This is a genomic window from Pedobacter changchengzhani (assembly GCF_004354365.1).
In the GTDB taxonomy this organism is placed as follows: Bacteria; Bacteroidota; Bacteroidia; order Sphingobacteriales; family Sphingobacteriaceae; genus Pedobacter; species Pedobacter changchengzhani.
In genome coordinates this window covers 155,703-178,158 of record NZ_SJCY01000007.1, presented here as the reverse complement: position 1 = coordinate 178,158, position 22,456 = coordinate 155,703, and the positions used below count along the sequence as shown (strand labels likewise).

Sequence of the window (22,456 nt, the reverse complement as noted above, 5' to 3'; positions counted from 1 at the left end):
TTAAAGACTTGGCACTAAACAGTTAATAGACCAACTGCATTTAAAATAGACGAATGAAAAATTATTGATACATTTTACTACATTTACTACATAATTCTTACTGCTATTTCTAAAGATTTCTTAGAAACCCTGTTGTGGTAGGCAGATCAAAATTAGTATGTTACTCAAATGAAGACTTATAATTGTATTATTCTTGATGATGATGAAATAGATCAGCTGATGACTACTTCTTTTATTAAGAGAATACCTTCAATTAATATTGTTGCTGTTTGCTGTAGCGCCGATGAAGCTTTTAAAATACTGGATGATAATCACATAGATATTCTTTTTTTAGATATTGATATGCCAGATACCAACGGTCTTGAGTTTAGGAAACGGGCAATGCAAATTCCAGTATGCATATACATTTCGGCGCATTCTGAATTTGCGGTAGAAAGTTTTGAACTAGATACTTTAGATTTTTTGGTTAAACCCTTAAAATTTGATCGTTTTGAGAGGGCAATAACGCGAATTAATGATTATTTTGAAATGAAGGAAAAGGTAGCGCTTTTTGAATCGGAAATAGGAGGAGATACTATTTTTATTAAAGATGGTCATCACCAAACTAAAATCAAATTACACGAAATTTTATATCTGGAAGCACTAAAAGATTACACTAAAATTGTAACAGAAAATAAAAAGCATTGCGTTTTAACTAGTTTGGGTAATCTTTTGAAAGAAGAAAGTTTTAAAAATTTTATTCGCATTCATCGCAGTTATGCTACACAAAAAATGTTCGTAGATACGATCCAATCATTTGATGTAATACTGAAAAATAAAACTGCATTACCCATTGGCAGAAGTTTTAAAGATAATTTAAAAGCTTTCATTTTATGAACAAATGGAATTATTTATTTGTTACCATCTTAACTTTTTATTCATCGAATCTCTTGGCGCAGCAAATAAGCAAAAGCGATGAACTCATTTCTAAATTAAATAAGAATATAATTGCTGATACAACGCGTGTAAAATTATTAGGTCAAATTTCAACATCATATATAGGAACCAACCCAACGAAAATGCTTTCCTATGCCAAGGAAGCCATCGCATTAGCCACCAAACTAAAATATAAAAAAGGGATAGCTGAAAATTTACGTTTTCAAGGTATTGCATATTATTCTGTTGGAAATTTCAAATCTGCAGAGAGCTCTTTCTCTTCGGCATTAAAAATTCACGAAGAATTAAAAAATGTTAAAGGAATAATCGCATGCTTATCCAATTTGGGAACGGTGAACACTGTTCAAAATAATTACCCAACTGCACTAATGTATTATCAAAAATCTGTGCGACTTGGCGAATCGATTAAAGATGAAATGACGCTCGGTATAACTTTTGGCAATATGGGCGTAATTTACAGTGAGTTAAAGAATTATGACTTGGCTTTACAGTACTTCCAAAAGGGACTTGCCCTACATACCAAAATCAACTACGTTGCCGGTATTGCATCTGGACTAGATAATTTAGGTAATATTTATTTTTACAAAAAGGATTATAAAACTTCCATTTCAAAATATCAAGAGGCATTGGAGGAAAACATACAGATGGGCAATAAAATGGGTATGGCGAGAGAGTACGGGAATATTGCCAATGTATATACTGAACTGGGGAATTACAAAGAAGCGCTTGCAAATGCTAATAAAGCATTAAATCTTAATGAAGAAATTAAAAATAGAAAAGGTATAGCTGCTATTTCTCAAACTATAGGCAACGCTTTAAATTTGTCTGGAAAATATAATGAAGCTTTGTTGTACAGTACAAAAGCAAATAATTTATCTAAAGAAATAAACATTAGGGATGTACAAAAAGAGAGCTCCGAAAGTTTAAGCCAAATTTACGAAAAAATTGGTCAGCCAGACAGTGCCCTAAAATACTACAGAAGTTTTGTAGCGCTTAAAGATCTTGTGGATAATGATGTTACCAAAAAGCAAATTTCTCGGTTAGAAGTTCAATATGAATTTGATAAAAAAGAGGAAAGTTATAAAAGTGCGCAACTATTGTCTACCGAAAAATTGGGCCAGCAACAGTTAATGTTAACCTTAAACCAGTATAAGTTGGCCCAAAGTAATAAAGAGAAAGATTTGGGAATACTGAGACTTCAAAAGTCTCAAGCTCAATTAAAAAATGAACAGTTAGAAAAAATTGCCAAACAAAAACAACTCATCCTTTCCGAAAAGGAAAATGAAATCACCAAGCTTTCATTGCAGGCAACGCAAAGGGAGAAATGGTATTATATTGTCGGGTTGACATTGCTGTTGATTATTGGATTTTTACTTTATTTACAAGGTAGAACAACCAAGAAATTAAATTCACAATTACTTGTATTCAATGATGAATTGGATCGGGCAAATAAAGTTAAAACACGTTTTTTTAGCATTTTAAACCACGACTTACGAAGTCCTGTAAGTAATTTGGTTCATTTTTTGCATCTCCAAAAAGAAGCGCCAGAAATGCTCAGCGAGTCCGATAAAATACGCTTGGAAAACAAAACGTTGAATGCGACGGAAAATCTTCTGCAAAGTATGGAAGATTTACTGATTTGGAGCAAAGGGCAAATGGAACATTTTGAACCCAAAATCCAGTTAATTGGTGTTTCAAATTTATTCGACGATACGAATAGACACTTTTCCAGTCAGGAGCATACTTCAATTCAATTTAATAATCCAGAAAATTTGACTTTGAATACCGATGAAGATTACCTTAAAACCATTATCAGGAATTTAACAGGAAATGCTATAAAAGCACTTTCAAAAACGCCTAATGCCGAAATTATTTGGAGTGCATATAGTAAAGATGGGCAGAAATTTCTTTCCATTACGGATAACGGCCCCGGTGCAACAGACGAAAATTTTAAGGCTTTGTATGATGATAGAGAAGTTGTAGGTATTAAAACAGGATTGGGTTTACATCTGATTAGGGATTTGGCGATTGCGATTAATTGCAAAATCACACTTAATAGCCAAGTGGGGCGAACAACTTTTATATTAGCATTCTAATTATTTGGGCTAAGACTAGTAATGAAAATAACGCTATTTCGAAATTTTTTATTGCCTTCTCACTTTCTCCGAACTCAATTTAAAATGCATTAAATCTGCAATGTATTTGGGCCTCTGTTTTATGCTTAAGCGGTCAATACGGAAATCTTCTGGATATGATTTCTTTCGTAATTGTACTTTTTTACATGATTACGGTATTTGGCGTAATTTATTTGAGATTTAAACAACCAAATTTAGAACGACCTTACAAAACTTGGTTGTACCCAGTTACACCAATTATTTATTTGGTAATTGGCGCTGCATTTTGCGGTTTGCTGCTTATTTATAAACAACAATACACTTGGCTCGGCCTAATTATCGTATCGCTCGGTATTCCAATTTATTATATCATTAAGAAGAAGGAGCGACAGGTTTAAACCGAGGTTTTTATTAGAATTTATTTGAGAGTAGCAGATTTATTTGCTCCTTTTTGTTTTTAAATTGATTTGGAAACGAAGGGTCCTGTGTCAATCGGTTCCGAAAGCCCCGCCCTTTGCTAAATGCCGAAGAAAAATCGGCATACCGCTGTCGGTCGGGTTTAGTTAACTTGGGGTATTGCAATAAATTGAGGTAGAGTTGAATATTTCCTTTAAATTTACTAACTGTGAAAAATTAGCAATCTTTAGAAACCAAATATTATATGAAAATACAGCAAAACTAGCATTTGATATGCTCGAAAATGAATTGGAAGTGATGTCATTTAATGAAGCATTCGGGATTATTGGAGAGCATTGACCCAACAAAAAATGATTGTCTTTATAAAGCGTTAGCTACTTATTTTGGTACTAACGGTGCTCAAGGATTTTTTAATATAATTGGAAATAGCATTTAATCATCAGAATCCGTAGTATTTGTTGGGGGCGTTATTGAGGTTTCAAATATTTATGCTTCCTTAAGTGATAAGCAACCTTATGTTACTAAAGGAAAAAGTATTCAAAACAATCTTATTTCAAAAAACAATTTTAATAGTGGTAGCACGAAGGCTATAGCAATATTTAACGTCTCGGGTGGTTCTCATGCAGTTAATGCTAATAGCGTGAGGTTTGAAGATGGAGATTACGACGTTCATTATGAAGACAATTCCACGAATTTAATGGCATTAAACGGTAAAGCAGATGCAAGCAGTTTATGTAGCGTGCAACGGGTAAATTGGCGAGATTTGCACAACTGCTAAGCATACCTAATTTAAATAATTTGCTATTTATAAAACAGTTAAAATTTCTTAATATTGGGGTATGACCATTCAAGCCTATATTAATACACTCAATCAAAGATATCAAACAGGAATTAGTAGAGAACACACATACAGAGGAGATTTACAATCGTTATTGATGGCGATTTTGCCAGATATTTTGGTAACAAACGAACCTGCAAGGGTAGCTTGTGGCGCGCCAGATTATGTGTTAACCAGAAAAGATATTCCAGTTGGCTACATCGAAGCAAAAGATATTGGTGTTGATTTAAAAAGTAAAACTTTAAAAGAACAATTTGATCGGTATAGAGCAGGTTTAAGCAATCTGATTTTTACAGATTATATGGACTTTCATTTTTATAAAGATGGCGTTTTTATTACATCAATTGCCATTGCACAATTGCAATTTCTCTCAACAGGCGGGGTGGCCGAAGGGCGGGGTGGACAAATTATTGGCATGCCTGAAAATTACGGAACTTTCGAAAATCTAATTAAAAACTTTGCACTTACCATTTCGCAAACCATAAAAAGCCCAACAAAATTGGCCGAAATGATGGCTGGTAAAGCAAAGCTGATGGCTGATGTGATTGAAAAATCGTTAAACCATGATGACGAATTAGAAAATTTAACCGCTTTAAAAAAGCAAATGCTTTCTTTTAAGCAAATGCTGATTCATGATATTACAAACGCTGCATTTGCGGATATATATTCGCAAACCATTGCTTACGGCATGTTCGCAGCGCGATACCATGACCCAACTTTGCCAACTTTTAGCCGACAGGAAGCTTCTGAACTTATCCCAAAAAGCAATCCATTTTTAAGAAAACTATTTCATGAAGTTGCAGGCCCCGATTTGGACCATCGTTTGGTTTGGATGGTTGATGAATTGGTTAATATTTTTTTAGCAACCGATGTTGCTGATATTATGAAGAATTTTGGCAAAAGCACTAAACAGGAAGATCCAGTAGTGCATTTTTACGAAACTTTTTTGGCAAGCTATAATCCCGCTTTGCGGAAAGCCAGAGGGGTTTGGTACACACCGCAACCCGTAGTAAATTTTATTGTGCGTGCGGTTGATGATATACTTAAAACGGAGTTTAATTTACCACAAGGTTTAGCCGATACCAGTAAAATAAAGGTTAAAACTAAAACCGTTACAAAAGCCACAACCGACCAACGCAGTAAGCTTAAAGAAGTTGAAGTAGAACACGAAGTGCATAAAGTGCAAATTTTGGATCCTGCAACCGGAACAGGTACATTTTTGGCAGAAGTGGTAAAACATATTCATAAAAAATTTGAAGGCCAACAAGGCATTTGGAGCAATTATGTAAACCAACATTTAATACCACGTTTAAATGGTTTCGAATTGTTAATGGCGAGTTATGCCATGGCACATTTAAAAATGGATATGCTGTTAACCGAAACGGGATATAAAGCAACAAGCGACCAACGTTTTCGGATATTTTTAACCAACTCGTTAGAAGAAGCGCACCCCGATACAGGTACACTTTTTAGTACTTGGTTAAGTGACGAAGCCGACCAAGCGAACGCCATTAAACGTGAAACACCGGTGATGGTTATAATGGGTAATCCGCCTTACAGCGTAAGTAGTTCAAATAAAAGTGAATGGATTGAAAGATTAACAGCTGATTATAAAAAAGATTTAAATGAAAAAAATATTCAGCCACTCTCTGATGATTATATAAAATTTATAAGGTTTGGACAGCATTTTATTGATAAAAATGGAGAAGGAATTTTAGCTTATATTTCAAATAATTCATTCATCGATGGATTAATACATCGCCAAATGAGAAAACACTTATTAGAAAGTTTTGATAAAATCTATATTTTGGATTTGCATGGCAATGCAAAGAAAAAAGAAGTTGCGCCGAGTGGAGGAAAAGATGAAAATGTTTTCGATATCATGCAAGGGGTAAGCATCCAGTTTTTGATAAAAAAGAGCTCGAAAGTAAAAGGGAAGTTTGGCGAGGTTTTCCATTACGATATGTTTGGCAAACGAAAGTATAAATATGAAGAACTACATTCTAAAACCATCAGCTCATTGAATTGGGGAGTTTTGAAAAAAAATTCGCCCAATTACTTTTTTATACCAAAAGATTTCTCAGAGCAAAGCTCTTATAATGAAGGTTTCAAAATCTCGGAATTATTTAAAATTTCTGCTTGTGGTATTGTGACTGCTAGAGACTTTTTAACAGTTCATCGTACGAAAAAGGAATTACTAAATCTAATGTCCGATTTCTCATCTTTGCCAGAAAATGATTTTAGAACAAAATACAGCGAGAAAGTAGACAGTAGAGATTGGACTTATGAGCGTGCAAAATCAGATTTAGCTAAAAAACAGGGACGTTACATTAAAATTCACTATAGACCTTTTGACTTTAGATTTAGCTACTACACAGGAAACACAAAGGGTTTCATGTCTTATCCGAGGAAGGAAATAACAAATAATTTGATTGGCGGAGATAACGTGGCGCTTATTGCACCGAGGCAACTCCAGGATGATTTCCATCACACTTTCGTTTCAAACTTAGCTTGTGATGGAAACATTACTTCAAGCGCTAGACTATTTGGAGCGGGCTACGTTTTTCCTCTCTATCTCTACCGCGAAACCAACGCGCAATTAAACATCGGCGAAACCCAAACCCGTGTTCCAAACCTCAACATGGAAATCGTTAACAAAATTGCAGAAGGTTTGGGTTTAAAATTTACCGCAGAAAAGGCTATAGAAAGTCAGGCTCCCTCTCCTTCGGAGAGGGCGGGGGGGTGAGGCTTTTAGTCCCCTAGATTTATTAGATTACATCTATGCTGTTTTACACAGTCCATCTTACAGAGAAAAATACAAAGAGTTTTTAAAAATAGATTTCCCACGTGTGCCTTATCCAAAACACGCAAAAGAATTTTATGATTTGGTAGCTTTAGGTAGTCAATTACGCAAACTTCATTTATTAGAAAGCGAAGAAACAGAAAATTACATTACGCAATACCCAATAGATGGAGATAATTTGGTTGTTAAACCCGTATTCGTTCCTGCCGTCATTTCGAACGAGGAACAGCCTGTTCCGATACATCGGGAAGGAGAAATCTCTCTCGAGGAGCAGATTGCCACGCCTGCTGAAAAACAGGCTCGCAATGACGAGAACGTAATGGGCAAAGTTTATATTAACGAAACGCAATATTTTGATCATGTGCCACAAGTTGCTTGGAACTTTTACATAGGCGGTTATCAACCTGCCCAAAAATGGCTAAAAGATCGTAAAGGCAGAACGTTAGAATTTGATGATATTCTGCATTATCAAAAAATAATTAAGGCTTTAAGTAGGACAGGGGAGATAATGGCAGAGATTGATAAGGTGATGGAGGTATAAGTAGATGGTATTCGAAATATAGAAAAAAATTGAACTAAATGGAAATATTGAGTGATTTAACTAAAATTAATATTATTACTTGGACAAGAGAACTTTGGATATTTATCATATCGCCGAAAAAATTCATAAATTTAGTCGTTAGAAAATCAAACAGAGAGATTTTTAGTCAATATTTATTTTATCTAATCGTTTTTACATTTTCTTATTTAATAAATTCGAGGACCGCAGATTTCAAAGAATTAGTTAAGCCCTCTCTATCCGACATTTCGTTGTTTTTACCAATATCGATCTTATTAACATTCTTTTTGTGGATTGCGACTGGCAAAAATTTGGTTAAAAAGGTAATACTTTTTACTTTAACTATTTATATAATATATTGTCCTGTAAGCTTGTTTCTTTACTTTTCCTACTATGAAACCAACAATTTTATTTACTTTTTTTTTGCTGCTGTCCTTAAGGTATCATTAGCCATATACCTTTTTTATGGAGTTTCGTTTGTCGTTTTGGATGGGGTTTTTACGAAAATTTGGGGGATGACCGTTATCGTTTGTTCAATCGGTTTGGTATATCATGGCATGAGCAAAATAGTAGAAAAATTTAATGTTGAAGATATATCAATTAGCATAAACAATCCTGTATTTGATGAATATGCAATTTTATCAAGAAAATTTAAACACTATCAATTAATGCCTTTCCAAGTTGTTAGTTATAAAAAAAATACCATTCTCGATACAGTTGATATAATTCAGATTGAAGAAGGAAAAGAAAATAGAATCATGTTGTCAAAAGATAGTTTGATGAAATACAAAGATATAATCGATGAAAATACCGGCATTTTAGAGGCTGAAGCGACAAAGATAAATTTCCCCGTTAATAAAAATATTACTGATGCATACCTTTCATATTATCAACTTATTCAAAAAAAGGTAAATGAAAGTTCATTTGCAGGGAATGAAGAAATAAATATCCGTCTTTATAACTTACATTTATCTGATCCAAGTACTAGAGGTAATATATTATTAGATCCAGGAATAATCTCAAGTCTTTTATATGTAAAAAATGGTAATAATCAGATTATCAAAATCGAGAAGATTAAGAATAGTATCGAAAATTTTGGAAATGCGTCAATTTTTATTTTTGGCAGACTGTTATCTTATTGGTTCGAAAACGATAAAACTATTATCCCAAATGAGAAATTTCTCGATATCAATTCTGCCAACGAGTGAGGAATGTATGCTAAGGAAAAATTTTTTACGGAAGCTGACAGTAATGTTGAAAGTAAACGAAATTGAATATTTCGTTGCATTTAAGAATAATTACATTGAATATATAACCACTCACAATGAAAAAAAGAAATTGTTGGTTTAATTTAGCCCATTTTAAACTACCACAATCACTCAAATAAAATTTAAAAATACAATACAATTTACATGATTAAATTTTTAGACGGCGATGCGATAAGCGCTAAAATAATACAAACCATAAGAGAAGCCGATGATTATTTGTTGTTAATCTCTCCTTTTATAAAACTGAATGACAAAATAAAAAAAGAACTTAAATATTTAGTTGGTCAAAAGCCAGACGTAGAAATTGAAGTGGTATTCGGTAAAAATGATAGGAACCCTGTAAAAAGTTTGAGCGAAGAAGATTTAGAATTTTTAAAAACCTTACCAAATATTAGGATTGGCTACGTTAAAGAGTTACATGCTAAAATTTATTGTTCGGAAGATAGGTTAATGTTATCATCGATGAACTTGCACGAATTTTCGCAGGCGTATAATTATGAAGCTGCATTTGTAATAGAAGGTAGGAAAACTTTAATTGGTTCTTTTGTGCCGATAAGTGGCGATAATGCATGGGAGAAAGCATTAGAATTTGTTAATCAAATTATTGAGCATTCGGATACGATTTTTAAAAGGGGCAAAGTGTATAAATCTACCTGGCTTGGCTTTTCAACAGAGGTTGTTGAGTTGATAAATGAAGATAACTCGACAGCATTTTTCAAAAAACCTGAGGTTAAAAAGATTGTTACGCCAATTTATGCCACAAAGGTGGGTTATTGCATAAGAACAGGTGTTGAGATTCCTTTTAACTTAGAAAAACCATTTTCTTTACCGGCATTCAAATCTTGGGAAACTTTTAAAAATCTTGATTATAAAGAAAAATATTGCCATTTCTCTGGTGAAAAAAGCGATGGACAAACATCTTTTAAAGCGCCAATATTGCGAAAAAACTGGAAAAACGCGAAAATTAAATTCGGGTTTTGATTCCATCACTTTTACGGTGTAGTTTTTTAAAAGTTTGATTGCCTCAATTCGGGTAATTTACAATGGCAAAAGAAACTGCAACTTTTAAGCTGGTTTTAAATCTTTATTATCTGTTTCTAAAGTACGACTAATTTGTTCTTTGTGTGTTAGCGTGAAGGCGAGCGCTTTTTTAACAAACTCGTTTAGGGTTATATCATAGAATGCAGCAAATAACGAAGCTTCTTTATGGAGGTTAGACGAAACCCGAACATTGAATGTGCCTTTGTAGGTTTTGTCAGGAACTTTCCCTATCGCCTCACAGGTTTGCAAATAATCGTCTACTGCTTCTTCAAAAGCCACTTTTAGCTCTTTCACTGAATAGCCTTCAAAGCTGATCAAATCATTAACAGCTAAAAGCTTTCCGTAGAAAATCTCATCAACTGCGCTAAAATGTACAGTTGCATAATAATTTTTGTATTGTAGGATGTCATTCATCTTTTATGTGCCCGTGGGTCTTTAAGTATTCAATCACATCGCGGATCGCATAGCCTTTCATTACATTTGAAGGATGTGGCTCGTGAAGCGAGATGATATTCTTTTTCGCATCAGCAAATTTTCTCCTAGAACCGCCTGTTTTACCGCTTTTAATTTTTTTGTAATCGTAATAAGCCAAAAGGCTTATGAGTTCGTCCCAAGTAAAATCTTTGGGCACAGATAATAGTCTGCTGAGTAATTTTTCGTTACGTGACATAAGCGTCTTTTGTTTGTTTTTTCCGATCTCATAATATATTCCCCTGTTAATTCTCTTATAACGATTAATTCTTCTGTTGGGCCGAACTAGTAGCAATTGCTACTGAATAACATAAAGGTAAAGCTAATATTTTTATTTTGCAACTAAATTTTAGTTGCTTTTTTAAATCTTTGTTGATGGTTATAAAAAAAGTTTCCTTTCTAATCCCGCTAAGCTTTACGGATGAAGGATGAGTATCTTACTTCTCATTTCCTCAAGAGGCTCCTATGGAGAAGGTTTTTTTGCTGCGCAAAAAAAAGAGGTTGTTTCAAAACAACAAATTGAGAACGCATAATGGAATTAAATTTGGCGTTATCGTGATTGCTCAGCTTGTTCCGATAGCTATCCGAAGGGCATCCTAATACTTCAGCAGGAAGCTATTTCGTAGCCTTTCCATAGCATTGCAATTCCCGTTTCCACCTGCTTGCAGCAGGCAAGCGGGAATGACGGTTTCTCAAAATATTATTCTGCGAATGAGATTCCAAAATTGATTATGAGACAGCCTCTTTATGATCACTTTGTGATCCCGCTGGGATTTTTCGCTCGCGTTATACATAATACGAACCCGCTCAAGACAAAAGTACGAATACAGGTTCGAATCCCTGTTAAACGCCAAAAGCCCCACATTTCCGTGAGGCTTTTCGTGATCCCGCTGGGATTCGAACCCAGGACCACTACATTAAAAGTGTAATGCTCTACCAGCTGAGCTACGGAATCATTCCTGTTTAAGGAGGTGCAAATATAGAAATTTATGTTTATTTATCAATATTTTATTTAAAAATCTTTATCACCTTTATACAACGGTATGATTTTCATGTATTTAATTTTTAATTTACTCAAAATGAATTCGTATTTTATCCTTCGATTTTAATTAATTGTCGGTAAAATCACTGCATTTTATTTATTGTGATCTTAAATTTGAAAATTTACCAAAGCATTGCGCATTCCTCAAGAAGTAAATGTTTTAAAAGAAGAATCTCCATGTTATCAATAACTAAATTGTAATCCGTTTTACACCAAAATATCGTTGCGATAACATATTTTAACACTTAAAAAATGTAACATTTGTGTTTGATTGCGTATTTTTTTTTTGATGTGTTTACGTGCACATTAGGGTTAATTACGAAATTGATAATGCCAAAATTAAGTTGCATTAATGTGCTTTAAACTAATTAATTAGCGTTTTTTCATTTTGGCTGTTTGATTTGTATTTCTCTAGGCTTGCATCAATTCGTACACACCGCTCCTATAATATCAGTGTAAAGAGGATTGTATTTTCGCTTTATTTTCGTAATTTTCTAAATTCAAAAAAACACACATAACCAAATATTACACAAATGGATCGTAGAACGTTTATTAAAAATGGATCAATTGCAGCGGCAGGAATTACAATTTTACCTACCGGTACATTATTCGCATCAACCGATGGTAAAGTTAGATTGGCTTTTATCGGCGTTGGTGCCCGTGGGATGAACCACATAGCAGAAGCATTATTGAGAGATGATGTGGTAATTGTTGGCGTTTGTGATACGCAGGAAAGATCGTTGGCCATTTGCCGAAAAGCAATTGCCAGCAAAAATAGGCCTTCGGCGGTTGAATACACCGGAGGTAAAGAGGCTTATAAAAAGCTTTTAGACCGTAATGATATTGATGGCGTAATTATTTCCACACCGTGGGAATTTCACAAAGACCAAGCAATTTACGCAATGAAAGCCGGCAAATATGTGGGTTGTGAGGTAATTGCTGGTTTAACCGTTAAAGATCATTGGGATATTGTAGAAACATCCGAAAAAACTGGCATGCCTTACATGACTTTAGAAAATGTTTGCTACCGTAGAGATGTAATGGCTGCGTTAAACATGGTTAGGCAAGGTGTTTTTGGAGAGCTTTTACATTTAGAAGGTGGCTACCAACATGATTTACGTGCTGTTTTATTTAACGACGGTAAACAAGAATATGGTGGTGGTGTGGAGTATGGCCCAAACGCTTTGAGCGAAGCACAATGGCGCACACAGTATAATATTGATGTAGATGGCGATATTTATCCAACCCATGGTGCTGGTCCGATTATGCAATATACCAATATTAATAGAGGTAACCGTTTTACAAATTTGGTTTCTTTCAGTTCTAAGGCTAAAGGTTTAGCTGCTTATGTAGAAGATTTGTCGCCAGGCCATCCAAATGCAAAACTGAATTATAAAAATGGCGATGTAACTACCACAATGATCAATTGTGCCAATGGCGAAACGGTACTTTTATCTCACGATACGCATTTACCTCGCCCATATTCTTTAGGTTTTAGAGTGCAGGGAACCAACGGGATTTGGATGGATGTGAATAAATCTGTTTATATAGAAAAGAAATCTAAAAATTACGATGCTTGGGATCCAGCATCCGAATGGTTTAAAAAATACGATCATCCACTTTGGAAAAAATACGAAGCCGATGCAGAAGGAGCTGGGCACGGCGGTATGGATTGGTTTGTTTTTAATGGCTTTGTGCAAGCGGTTAAACAGAAAAAACAAACACCTATCGATGTTTATGATTCGGTAACGATGAGTGTAATTACGCCATTATCAACCAAATCGCTTAAAGAGGGGAACGCACCGCAAGCTTTCCCTGATTTTACGAAAGGAAAATGGAAAGATCGCAAAAATACGTTTGCACTTGATGATAGCGGATTTTAAAATATGGTGAATCAATAGTGATTTGTAGGTGTGTTTATCCTACATTTAATATGGATTGATAAATAAAAAATTCCCTTCATTAATTTGGAGGGATTTTTTTTTGTTTTTTTTTCTTCAAAACACAAACGAAAGTTTTTTTTCGTCCGTTTAGCATTAACTGTACAATAGTAGTTGTCCGACTTCTTTTCGACAATTATTTATTTTTTAAATTGAAAAAATAGTGTACTGATGTTGAATTAGTTAGCCCTATGTAGCAAAATAATCACTTTTTTTAGACAAAAAATAGCTGTAATAATTTTACTTACTAAATATTTTAGTATAGATTTGTGCTACGCCTCCCTTAAATGGGTAGCGTAAAACACAAATTGAATAGATTAATTTAGATAAACTTTATAAAATGACAGTAACCGTTTTGCCGATATACGAAACCGATTTTCGACCTGAAGCTTCTTTGGCAAAAGTGATGAATGAGCGTTTGCGTAAGTTGGCAGAGGAGCTACAGAACGAACACCTCAGGGCATTAACCATGGCTGGCGAACCTGCTGACGATGTAGTGGTTTATCTGAGTTACAATCCAAAATATACCGTTCGTTGGCGCATTGTAAACGATGTACCCGCGCAGGTAGATGAATACGTATCTATGAAATGTGCTAAAATGGGCTTTATTAAATGGAAAACCGTTGTGGTAAATATTTTTAAAGGCAACGAATAGTATTTTTAATTAAATATTATCCAGTCGTATTATTCATATTTTCTTTAGAATAGGTTTTTAAATGCTTTTTAAGCATTTCCCTTGCCATGTGGATACGGGTTTTTACTGTACCGATCGGCATATTCTATCTTCGGCAATTTCGTGGTATTTTTAACCCTCAAAAATAGCGCACAAATGGACCTCTGTAATGCGCGGGCAATTGCTTCAACGCGTTGTTAATGTCGGTTAAAATAAACCACCAACGGCTTGATTTACGGTTGTAGTGAAAGTTAAATTCTCTGATGAAATTTCTTCTCTCTTAATAAATTTTTAAAGGGTAAATTTTACGATTAAATATTATCCCGTCGTATTATTCATATTTTCTTTAGAATAGGTTTTTAAATGCTTTTTTAGCATTTCCCTTGCCATGTGGATACGGGTTTTTACTGTGCCAATCGGCATATTCTATCTTCGGCAATTTCGTGGTATTTGTAACCATCAAAATAGCGCACAAATAGATCTCTGTAATGCTCCGGCAATTGCTTCAACGCGTTCTTAATGTCGGTTAAAATAAACGCACCAACGGCTTGATTTACAGTTGCACTGAAAGTTAAATTTTTAGATGGAACGAGTAATTTTTTGACTAATTTTTATCCATTTATATTATTCATATTTTCTTTAGAATAGGTTTTTAAATGCTTTTTAAGCATTTCCCTTGCCATGTGGATACGGGTTTTTACCGTACCGATTGGCATATTCTATCTTCGGCAATTTCGTGGTATTTGTAACCCTCAAAATAGCGCACAAATAGATCTCTGTAATGCTCCGGCAATTGCTTCAACGCGTTCTTAATGTCGGTTAAAATAAACCCACCAACGGCTTGATTTACAGTTGCACTGAAAGTTAAATTTTTAGATGGAACGATTAATTTTCTGACTAATTTCTATCCATTTATATTATTCATATTTTCTTTAGAATAGGTTTTTAAATGCTTTTTAAGCATTTCCCTTGCCATGTGGATACGGGTTTTTACTGTACCGATTGGCATATTCTATCTTCGGCAATTTCGTGGTATTTGTAACCCTCAAAATAGCGCACAAATGGATCTCTGTAATGCGCGGGCAATTGCTTCAACGCGTTGTTAATGTCGGTTAAAATAAACCACCAACGGCTTGATTTACGGTTGTAGTGAAAGTTAAATTCTCTGATGAAATTTCTTCTCTCTTAATAAATTTTTAAAGGGTAAATTTTACGATTAAATATTTTATCCAGTCGTATTGGTCATATTTTCTTTAGAATAGGTTTTTAAATGCTTTTTAAGCATTTCCCTTGTCATGTGGATACGGGTTTTTACCGTACCGATTGGCATATTCTATCTTCGGCAATTTCGTGGTATTTGTAACCCTCAAAATTGCGCACAAATAGATCTCTGTAATGCTCGGGCAATTGCTTCAACGCGTTGTTAATGTCGGTTAAAATAAACCCACCAACGGCTTGATTCAATGTTGCACTGAAAGTTAAATTCTCTGATGAAATTTCTTCTCCCTTAATAAATTTTTAAAGGGTAAATTTTACGATTAAATATTATCTCCAGTCGTATTGTTCATATTTTCTTTAGAATAGGTTTTTAAATGCTTTTTAAGCATTTCCCTTGCCATGTGGATACGGGTTTTTACCGTACCGATTGGCATATTCTATCTTCGGCAATTTCATGGTATTTGTAGCCTTCAAAATAGCGCACAAATGGATCTCTGTAATGCTCCGGCAATTGCTTCAACGCGTTGTTAATGTCGGCTAAAATAAACCCGCCAACGGCTTGATTTACAGTTGCACTGAAAGTTAAATTTTTAGATGGAACGATTAGTTTTTTGACTAATTTCTATCCATTTATATTATTCATATTTTCTTTAGAATAGGTTTTTAAATGCTTTTTTAGCATTTCCCTTGCCATGTGGATACGGGTTTTTACTGTACCAATCGGCATTTCTAAATCTTCGGCAATTTCATGGTATTTATAGCCTTCAAAATAGCGCACAAATGGATCTCTGTAATGCTCGGGCAATTGCTTCAACGCGTTGTTAATGTCGGTTAAAATAAACCCGCCAACGGCTTGATTTACAGTTGCACTGAAAGTTAAATTCTCTGATGAAATTTCTTCTCTCTTGATAATTAAGGTATTTGTTTTTGTATTGTGGCGATAATTATTAATAAAAGTGTTGCGCATGATGGTAAAAAGCCAACCTTTCAAATTCGTGCCATCTTGGTATTTTTCTCTATACCTAATGGCTTTAAATAATGTATCCTGAACAAGATCATTCGCATCCTCTACATCGTTTGTAAATTTCATCGCATGTCTTTTTAACTCACCCGAGTGACTTTTTACCATCTCGTTAAATTCAATTTCAGTCATTATTATCGCTCTTTTAAATTAAGAATGTGGTTTAATAACGAATAGCTAACAGAAATGTTTAACAAATTGTGAAAAATATATTTATGTTTTACTTAAGTTCTTCTTTGTGTCGAAAAGTACAGGCCCAAGAGCAGTAAATAGTCCATTTAACCTAGCGAAACGATTAATTGGCTATCCGTTTCATAAAATCAATATTTAAGTGATCTTTCAAGTCGGAGTAAGGAATAAAAACTACAATTTGGCCTTGTGCGTAACTTGCAACCTCGTAAGGATTGTATAAAAAAGTAATTCCGTTCTCGTTGAAATAGAAATTTTTGTTTGCCTTTAAATAATTTTCGAACAATACTGTGGTAAGTTTTTCGGTCGGTTTTATATTGTAGCTTTTTCGAAGATTTTTTTCTAGAATCTTTTGCAGTAAATTTGAATCGATTTTTAATAGGTCGTTAAGTTCCAATTTCTTTTGATTTTTTACATCGAAGCGATAAAAACTGCTGTTGTAATTTCCATGTGCACCACCGCTATAATTATCATTAAAGTTGCTTATAATTACGAAGCCTTTATCGTTAAATTGAATGTTTTGATTGTTGTAGTCGGTATAATTCATCCAGTTCATTTCATTATCTGCGGTAGCGTTAGCGTCTTTTATTTCTTCTCGATAACCGTTTAGGTAGGTTTTAGCCTGTTTCTGCAAAGCCTTCAATACATCTTCATCAGGCTTTATTTCATTAATTTTTCTGAGTTGATTATTTAACCATTTTGCACTTTCGTTTGTTTGATTAGCCAACAGGTAGTAGAAACTAATCTCTGCGGTGGGCGATTTTGCTTTTGCAGGATACGCTTTGATCGAATCTTTATAATTGTTAAATGTAAACGGATAACTGCCTTCGGGGTATTTATTTTCTAATTTTACCGTCAAGGTTTTATCTTTTTTTCCACTGATCCATTCGCCAGTAAAACCACTGCCAAATCGTTTTAAATGCAATCGTGGCTGTTGTAAATCTTTGTCAAAATAGTAATCCGGACTATTATTAATAAATAAGATAAATTCATTCTCGTTCAGTATTGTATCTGTTAATAATTCGTACGAAGAACCATCTGCATAATAACTTCCATTGTAATCATTTCCATTTTTATGCAATTGAACCACTACGCTTTTGTCGCCAATTGTTCCTTGTAAGCGTTTGTAAAATAAGCCACTAACATTTGTGGTGTCTTGCGTAACCGAATCTGTTACTGGAGTTTTAACATTGATTTTTTTATTTTTTTGGGTACATGCCGAAAAAGTAATCAACATGCATAAAAGCAGATAAATGATAGATTTCATATAGAGCGGAGTTTTGTTCATTGGAACTGAAAATGTTATTTTTTCGGTTTGTTAAAGCTTTTGTTTATGCTGTAATATAAGTTTTTTGCAGAATACCTACCGGGATCGATAATCCGCCTGATGGTGTAAAGTGGGTAATCTTCATCTTGTTTGGTAGAAAGAATAAACGCCGCTTTAAAGCCGTGTTCTTTAAGTTTATGTAATGATGATTTTTTGAAAACGCCATAAGGAAAAGCAAAATATTCAACTTTTTTACCGGTAATGTTTTCTAGTTTTTTTGTGGGTTCATCAATTTGGGTTTTCCAATCTTCTTCTTTAAACTGAGCGAAGTTTTTATGGTCGTAAGTATGGCTGGCAATTGTATTTCCATCATCCGATAACTGCTTAATCTGCGCTGCGGTCATATAATTAATCCGCCCTTTTTTGCCAATAGCAACCGTCATGATAAAATAAACACCTTTAAAACCATACTTCTTCAACGTTGTTGCACCAACCGTAAATTGATCTTGATCGGTATCGTCAAAAGTAATCATTATCGGCTTTTTGGGTAATTTGGCACCATAAACCAAGTAATTATAGAGTTGATCGGGCAATATGGACTTATAACCACTATCTGCTAGCATTTTGATGTGTTCGCGAAATTTATCTGGCGGAATAATATCGTCATGCGCCCGCTTGCTATCGCTAGCAATATTGTTTCTAATTTGATGATAGCAAAGTACAGGGACTTCAACTTTGGCTAAAATAGTTTTGCTATCAGCAGGTTTAACTTGCACAGTATCTTGCTGAACGTTCTCCTCAGGTTTTTGTACAATATTTGGTTTGCCCTTTGCAGGTGCAGAATTACAGGATGAAAAAATTAGGGGGATGATAACGGCTAAATGCAGCAATCGTTTCATTAGGATTAAAAAGGGCTAGGTTAATGTTAGATTTGGTTATTTGTGAAAAAAAGCTTGTCGAGAAACTTAATTTTAAAAATCCTCGACAAGCTAAATGTACTGTATTTATACTTAAAAACTATTTTTAATGCTATTACTTAAAGTTTTTGGCGACCAATAACCGCTTGCAATAATTCTACGAATGGTGTAAAGTGGATCTTTTTGGTCGCGTTTATCGGCCAATGAAAATGCCATTCTGAAATTACGTTTTTTCAATTCAGGGAAACCTTCAGCATTCCACAAACCAAAAGGATATGCAAATTCGGTCATTTTTTTGCCCGTAATATCTTCTAATCTCTTTGTTGGCTTGTCCAATTGTTCTTCCCAATCTTTACCAGTATATTTTTTAAAGTTTTTATGGTCATAAGTATGGCTTCCGATTACGTTTCCTTCATCAGAAAGTTGTTTAATATTGTCAGACGACATATAATCCACAAACTTTCCTTTTCTACCGATAGAAACGGTCATTACAAAATAAACAGCTTTGTAGCCAAGTTTTTTAAGGGTTGGGTTTACTACTGTAAATTGATCTAAATCTGTATCATCAAAAGTTAGCATAATTGGCTTGCTTGGCAACTTTGCACCGGTATTCAAATACGCATAAAGTTGATCGGGCAAAATGGTGTGGTAACCACTATCTGCCAACATTTTCATTTGGTCTTTAAAATTCTGAATTTCCACAATGTAATCCTTACCAACTTTTCCATCTGTAGGTTTCCAATTGCGAACTTGGTGGTAACATAGAATTGGCACTTGTTTACGCGCCAAAATAGTCGCTGCATCGGCAACTTTTATTTTAGATACATCAACAGGTGTACCTGTATTTTCATCTGCCTTTACTTTACCCGAAACAGTATCTTTCGATCCAGTTGATTTTTCAGTTTGCGATTTAGATTGGCAACCAGCAAAAAGCAATATTCCTGCTGTTAATACCGTTAAAAAATTTAATTTCATTATATAATATATTTACACAAAACTATACAATACATTAATCATTTAGCTATAAAATTTTCTGCTGTTGATAAATATTTTTTACGCCTGTTTTCGGCAATCCTATCAATTTTATTACGTGTTAAATAATCTTTATTTAATACTTTAGCACACTAACTTTTAGTCATGAATATTATTACTAAACTCACCATTTGCATCCAATTTTTTACCGTAACTGCATTGGCTCAGAATAAAACATTTACAATTACCGAAAATGTTGTCGATCAGCAAAAAGCAAACTATCAATTGGCATCGCGTTTTTCGCCAAATAAACTTAAAAAAATGGTGTACTCCATTTCTGTAGATCCACATTGGCTAAAATTGAGCAATCGTTTTTGGTACACCTTCGAAACGCCGAAAGGTAAATTCTGGTATCTTGTAGATCCTGCAGCAAAAAGCAAGAAACTACTTTTTGATAACGCAAAAGTTGCTGCAGATGTTACCTTAATTGTGCGCGATGCTTTTGATGCCGAACATTTACCTTTGGAAAACCTAAAATTTGCCAGTGATGAAAAGAGTATCACATTCGAATTGAAAAGTTCTATTGATGAACTAAAGCTCGACAGAAAAGATAAAAAGACTGCAGATTCAATGCAAAAGAAAATATTTTCTTTTAAGTATGAGCTTGCCTCTGCAAAACTGACTCAAATTCCGAAATTTAGCAAACCTAAAGCCAAACCAACTTGGGGTTCAGTTGCACCAGATTCATCGGCAATTATATTTTCTCGTAATTATAATTTGTATTGGATGGACAAAGAAAATTACAAGAAAGCAGTAAAAAATGATGAGGATAGCACGATTGTGGAGCATCAACTAACTAAAGATGGTGTTAAATTTTATTCGTACGGCAGTGATGGTGATGGAGAAAATAACGTCGAAAACGAAAAAAATAATAAAAAGCGGAGAGGTGCTTACGTACTTTGGTCGCCAAATGCGCGCTATTTTACTTTAGAGCGAACAGATTCGAGAAAAGTTAAAGATTTATGGGTAATTAATAGTGTTACCGCCGGCAGGCCAACTTTAGAAACTTACAAATATCAAATGCCCGGAGAGGCCGAGGCACCAATTGATGAAGTTTTATTATTCGATTTTCCTGCTAAAACCTACAAAAAAATAAATGTTGCGGCTTTTAAAGATCAGAGCGTTTCATTATGGAGTAAGCCAGAATTGGTAAAAGACCGTGACAATGAATTTAGACCTTCAATTTGGTTGGGTAACAATGCTAGATTTTATTTTTCTCGCAGCAGTAGAGATTTAAAGCGCATTGATGTTTGCACGGTTGATATCACAAGTGATGTGGTAACGCCATTAATTGATGAGCGTTTTAACACATATATAGAGGTGAACAGACCGGGATTAGTAAATGATGGTAAAGAATTAATTCATTGGAGCGAGCGCGATGGTTGGGCGCATTTTTACTTGTACGATGGCACCGGCAGACTAAAAAACCAAATTACCAAAGGTGCTTTCCACTGCGAAAGTATCGTCAACATCGACGAAAAAAATAGGGTGCTTTATTTTACCGCCAATGGTAAACAAAATAGCGAAGATCCTTATTATTTGCATTTATACAGCATTAATTTCGATGGTTCGAATATGAAACTGTTAAATGTAGGCAATTTTGATCATGCATCAAGCATGAATGATAATTCGACATATTTTGTAGACAATTATTCGAAAGTGAACACCGTTCCTAAATCTGCATTGTACAATAATAAGGGACTAAAAGTGATGGATTTAGAAACCACAGATTTATCGCTTTTGATGAATGCCGGCTATAAATTCCCTGAGCCTTTTATGGTTAAAGCTGATGATGGCATTACCGATTTATACGGTGTAATGTATAAACCGTTTGATTTTGATCCAAATAAGAAATACCCCATTATTGAATATGTGTATCCTGGCCCACAAACGGAGGTTGTAAATAAATCATTCAACAAAAGTATGGATCGTGTAGATCGTTTAGCGCAGTTCGGTTATATTGTAATAACAGTTGGTAACCGAGGCGGAAATCCGTCGCGCTCTAAATGGTACCATACTTTTGGTTACGGTAACTTACGCGATTATGGTTTGGCAGATAAAAAAGCAGCAGTGGAGCAGTTGGCTGCCAGATTTCCTTTTATTGATGATCAAAAAGTGGGTATAACTGGGCATTCTGGTGGTGGATTTATGTCAACTGCCGCGATGTTAGTTTATCCAGATTTCTTCAAAGTAGCGGTTTCTAACGCTGGCAATCACGATAATAGTATTTATAACCGTTGGTGGAGCGAAAAGCATCATGGTGTAAAGGAAATTATAGCTGCAAAAGGCGATACAACTTTTAAATACGATATTGATAAAAATCCAGCTATAGCTAAAAACTTAAAAGGGCATTTGTTATTGATGCACGGCGATGTTGATAATAATGTACACCCTGCAAATACCATTCGGGTGGCAAACGCACTGATGAAAGCTGGGAAGCGATTTGATATGTTGATTATTCCTGGGCAACGACATGCTTTTGGCGATATGACAGAATATGCTTTTTGGAAACTTGCAGATCATTTTAACAAATACCTAATCGGCGATTTTTCTCATGCCAATGATGTAGATATTTTGGAGATGGATAGGGAAGTGGAGCAAAATGGAAAGTAGTTGATTGGTAACTCATCCAAAATTTAGTCATCAGATAAGTGTATTAAGGTAGTAAATGTTCATCCGATGACTTAAACGACGGACTTCCACATCCCAT

The 22,456-nt window shown here is 34.6% G+C and carries 20 protein-coding genes and 1 tRNA gene; 10 read left to right on the top strand and 11 right to left on the bottom strand.

The window, feature by feature from the left end; all coding sequences use genetic code 11:
* The first annotated feature begins 168 nt into the window (after positions 1-168).
* The 7 genes from EZJ43_RS11430 to EZJ43_RS11405 all read left to right on the top strand — a co-directional run bounded on the left by EZJ43_RS11430 (position 169) and on the right by EZJ43_RS11405 (position 9,916).
* Positions 169-876 carry a LytR/AlgR family response regulator transcription factor gene (locus EZJ43_RS11430; RefSeq protein ID WP_133262844.1) on the top strand — a complete coding sequence of 236 codons (708 nt, stop codon included), beginning with the start codon at positions 169-171 and terminating at the stop codon, positions 874-876.
* Positions 873-3,032 (top strand): ATP-binding protein, encoded by a 2,160-nt coding sequence (locus tag EZJ43_RS11425; protein WP_133262843.1) that lies wholly within the window; start codon positions 873-875, stop codon positions 3,030-3,032. The genes EZJ43_RS11430 and EZJ43_RS11425 overlap by 4 nt, the downstream gene beginning before the upstream one ends.
* A gap of 155 nt (positions 3,033-3,187) precedes the next feature.
* Positions 3,188-3,448 (top strand): hypothetical protein, encoded by a 261-nt coding sequence (locus EZJ43_RS11420; RefSeq protein WP_207924618.1) that lies wholly within the window; start codon positions 3,188-3,190, stop codon positions 3,446-3,448.
* 858 nt (positions 3,449-4,306) lie between these two features.
* Positions 4,307-7,051 (top strand): type ISP restriction/modification enzyme, encoded by a 2,745-nt coding sequence (locus EZJ43_RS11415; protein ID WP_207924617.1) that lies wholly within the window; start codon positions 4,307-4,309, stop codon positions 7,049-7,051.
* Positions 7,052-7,082: 31 nt separating this feature from the next.
* On the top strand, positions 7,083-7,649 hold the full coding sequence (locus EZJ43_RS17360) for a type ISP restriction/modification enzyme (protein ID WP_207924620.1): 567 nt from the start codon (positions 7,083-7,085) through the stop codon (positions 7,647-7,649).
* A gap of 533 nt (positions 7,650-8,182) precedes the next feature.
* A complete protein-coding gene (locus EZJ43_RS11410; protein ID WP_165953151.1) occupies positions 8,183-8,875 on the top strand; it encodes a hypothetical protein in 693 nt (230 codons plus the stop codon).
* A 204-nt stretch (positions 8,876-9,079) separates the two neighbouring features.
* Positions 9,080-9,916 (top strand): phospholipase D-like domain-containing protein, encoded by an 837-nt coding sequence (locus EZJ43_RS11405; RefSeq protein ID WP_133262841.1) that lies wholly within the window; start codon positions 9,080-9,082, stop codon positions 9,914-9,916.
* A gap of 84 nt (positions 9,917-10,000) precedes the next feature.
* Here EZJ43_RS11405 and EZJ43_RS11400 read toward each other — a convergent pair whose 3' ends face one another.
* From EZJ43_RS11400 to EZJ43_RS11390, 3 genes are all read right to left on the bottom strand, one after another.
* A complete protein-coding gene (locus EZJ43_RS11400) occupies positions 10,001-10,390 on the bottom strand; it encodes a type II toxin-antitoxin system HicB family antitoxin (RefSeq protein WP_133262840.1) in 390 nt (129 codons plus the stop codon).
* On the bottom strand, positions 10,383-10,646 hold the full coding sequence (locus tag EZJ43_RS11395; protein WP_133262839.1) for a type II toxin-antitoxin system HicA family toxin: 264 nt from the start codon (positions 10,644-10,646) through the stop codon (positions 10,383-10,385). Before EZJ43_RS11395 ends, EZJ43_RS11400 begins: the two co-directional genes overlap by 8 nt.
* Before the next feature lie 683 nt (positions 10,647-11,329).
* A tRNA-Lys gene (locus tag EZJ43_RS11390) sits at positions 11,330-11,402 on the bottom strand.
* Between the two features lie 620 nt (positions 11,403-12,022).
* On the opposite strand from EZJ43_RS11390, the gene EZJ43_RS11385 reads away from it, so the two are divergent.
* Together EZJ43_RS11385 and EZJ43_RS11380 are read left to right on the top strand one after the other, a co-directional pair.
* A complete protein-coding gene (locus tag EZJ43_RS11385) occupies positions 12,023-13,372 on the top strand; it encodes a Gfo/Idh/MocA family protein (protein WP_133262838.1) in 1,350 nt (449 codons plus the stop codon).
* A 397-nt stretch (positions 13,373-13,769) separates the two neighbouring features.
* The gene (locus EZJ43_RS11380) at positions 13,770-14,084 is read left to right on the top strand and encodes a hypothetical protein (protein ID WP_133262837.1); all 315 of its coding nucleotides are present in this window, start codon (positions 13,770-13,772) and stop codon (positions 14,082-14,084) included.
* Positions 14,085-14,506: 422 nt separating this feature from the next.
* Here the strand turns inward: EZJ43_RS11380 and EZJ43_RS17500 are convergent, their stop codons facing one another.
* The 8 genes from EZJ43_RS17500 to EZJ43_RS11350 all read right to left on the bottom strand — a co-directional run bounded on the left by EZJ43_RS17500 (position 14,507) and on the right by EZJ43_RS11350 (position 19,689).
* Positions 14,507-14,602, bottom strand: a complete 96-nt coding sequence (locus EZJ43_RS17500) for a hypothetical protein (protein WP_243718081.1) — start codon at positions 14,600-14,602, stop codon at positions 14,507-14,509.
* A 197-nt stretch (positions 14,603-14,799) separates the two neighbouring features.
* The gene (locus EZJ43_RS17580) at positions 14,800-14,895 is read right to left on the bottom strand and encodes a hypothetical protein (protein WP_317126397.1); all 96 of its coding nucleotides are present in this window, start codon (positions 14,893-14,895) and stop codon (positions 14,800-14,802) included.
* A 518-nt stretch (positions 14,896-15,413) separates the two neighbouring features.
* A complete protein-coding gene (locus EZJ43_RS17170) occupies positions 15,414-15,566 on the bottom strand; it encodes a hypothetical protein (RefSeq protein ID WP_165953150.1) in 153 nt (50 codons plus the stop codon).
* 169 nt (positions 15,567-15,735) lie between these two features.
* Positions 15,736-15,831, bottom strand: a complete 96-nt coding sequence (locus EZJ43_RS17615; protein ID WP_394343224.1) for a hypothetical protein — start codon at positions 15,829-15,831, stop codon at positions 15,736-15,738.
* 111 nt (positions 15,832-15,942) lie between these two features.
* A complete protein-coding gene (locus tag EZJ43_RS11365; protein WP_133262836.1) occupies positions 15,943-16,473 on the bottom strand; it encodes an RNA polymerase sigma factor in 531 nt (176 codons plus the stop codon).
* Positions 16,474-16,636: 163 nt separating this feature from the next.
* Entirely contained in the window at positions 16,637-17,797 is a 1,161-nt protein-coding gene (locus EZJ43_RS11360) for a DUF3298 and DUF4163 domain-containing protein (RefSeq protein WP_165953149.1), read from the bottom strand.
* Positions 17,798-17,832: 35 nt separating this feature from the next.
* On the bottom strand, positions 17,833-18,696 hold the full coding sequence (locus EZJ43_RS11355) for a polysaccharide deacetylase family protein (RefSeq protein ID WP_133262834.1): 864 nt from the start codon (positions 18,694-18,696) through the stop codon (positions 17,833-17,835).
* Between the two features lie 111 nt (positions 18,697-18,807).
* Positions 18,808-19,689 carry a polysaccharide deacetylase family protein gene (locus EZJ43_RS11350; RefSeq protein ID WP_133262833.1) on the bottom strand — a complete coding sequence of 294 codons (882 nt, stop codon included), beginning with the start codon at positions 19,687-19,689 and terminating at the stop codon, positions 18,808-18,810.
* A 162-nt stretch (positions 19,690-19,851) separates the two neighbouring features.
* Here EZJ43_RS11350 and EZJ43_RS11345 point away from each other — a divergent pair, with 162 nt between their 5' ends.
* The gene (locus EZJ43_RS11345; RefSeq protein ID WP_133262832.1) at positions 19,852-22,359 is read left to right on the top strand and encodes a S9 family peptidase; all 2,508 of its coding nucleotides are present in this window, start codon (positions 19,852-19,854) and stop codon (positions 22,357-22,359) included.
* The last annotated feature ends 97 nt before the right edge of the window (positions 22,360-22,456 follow it).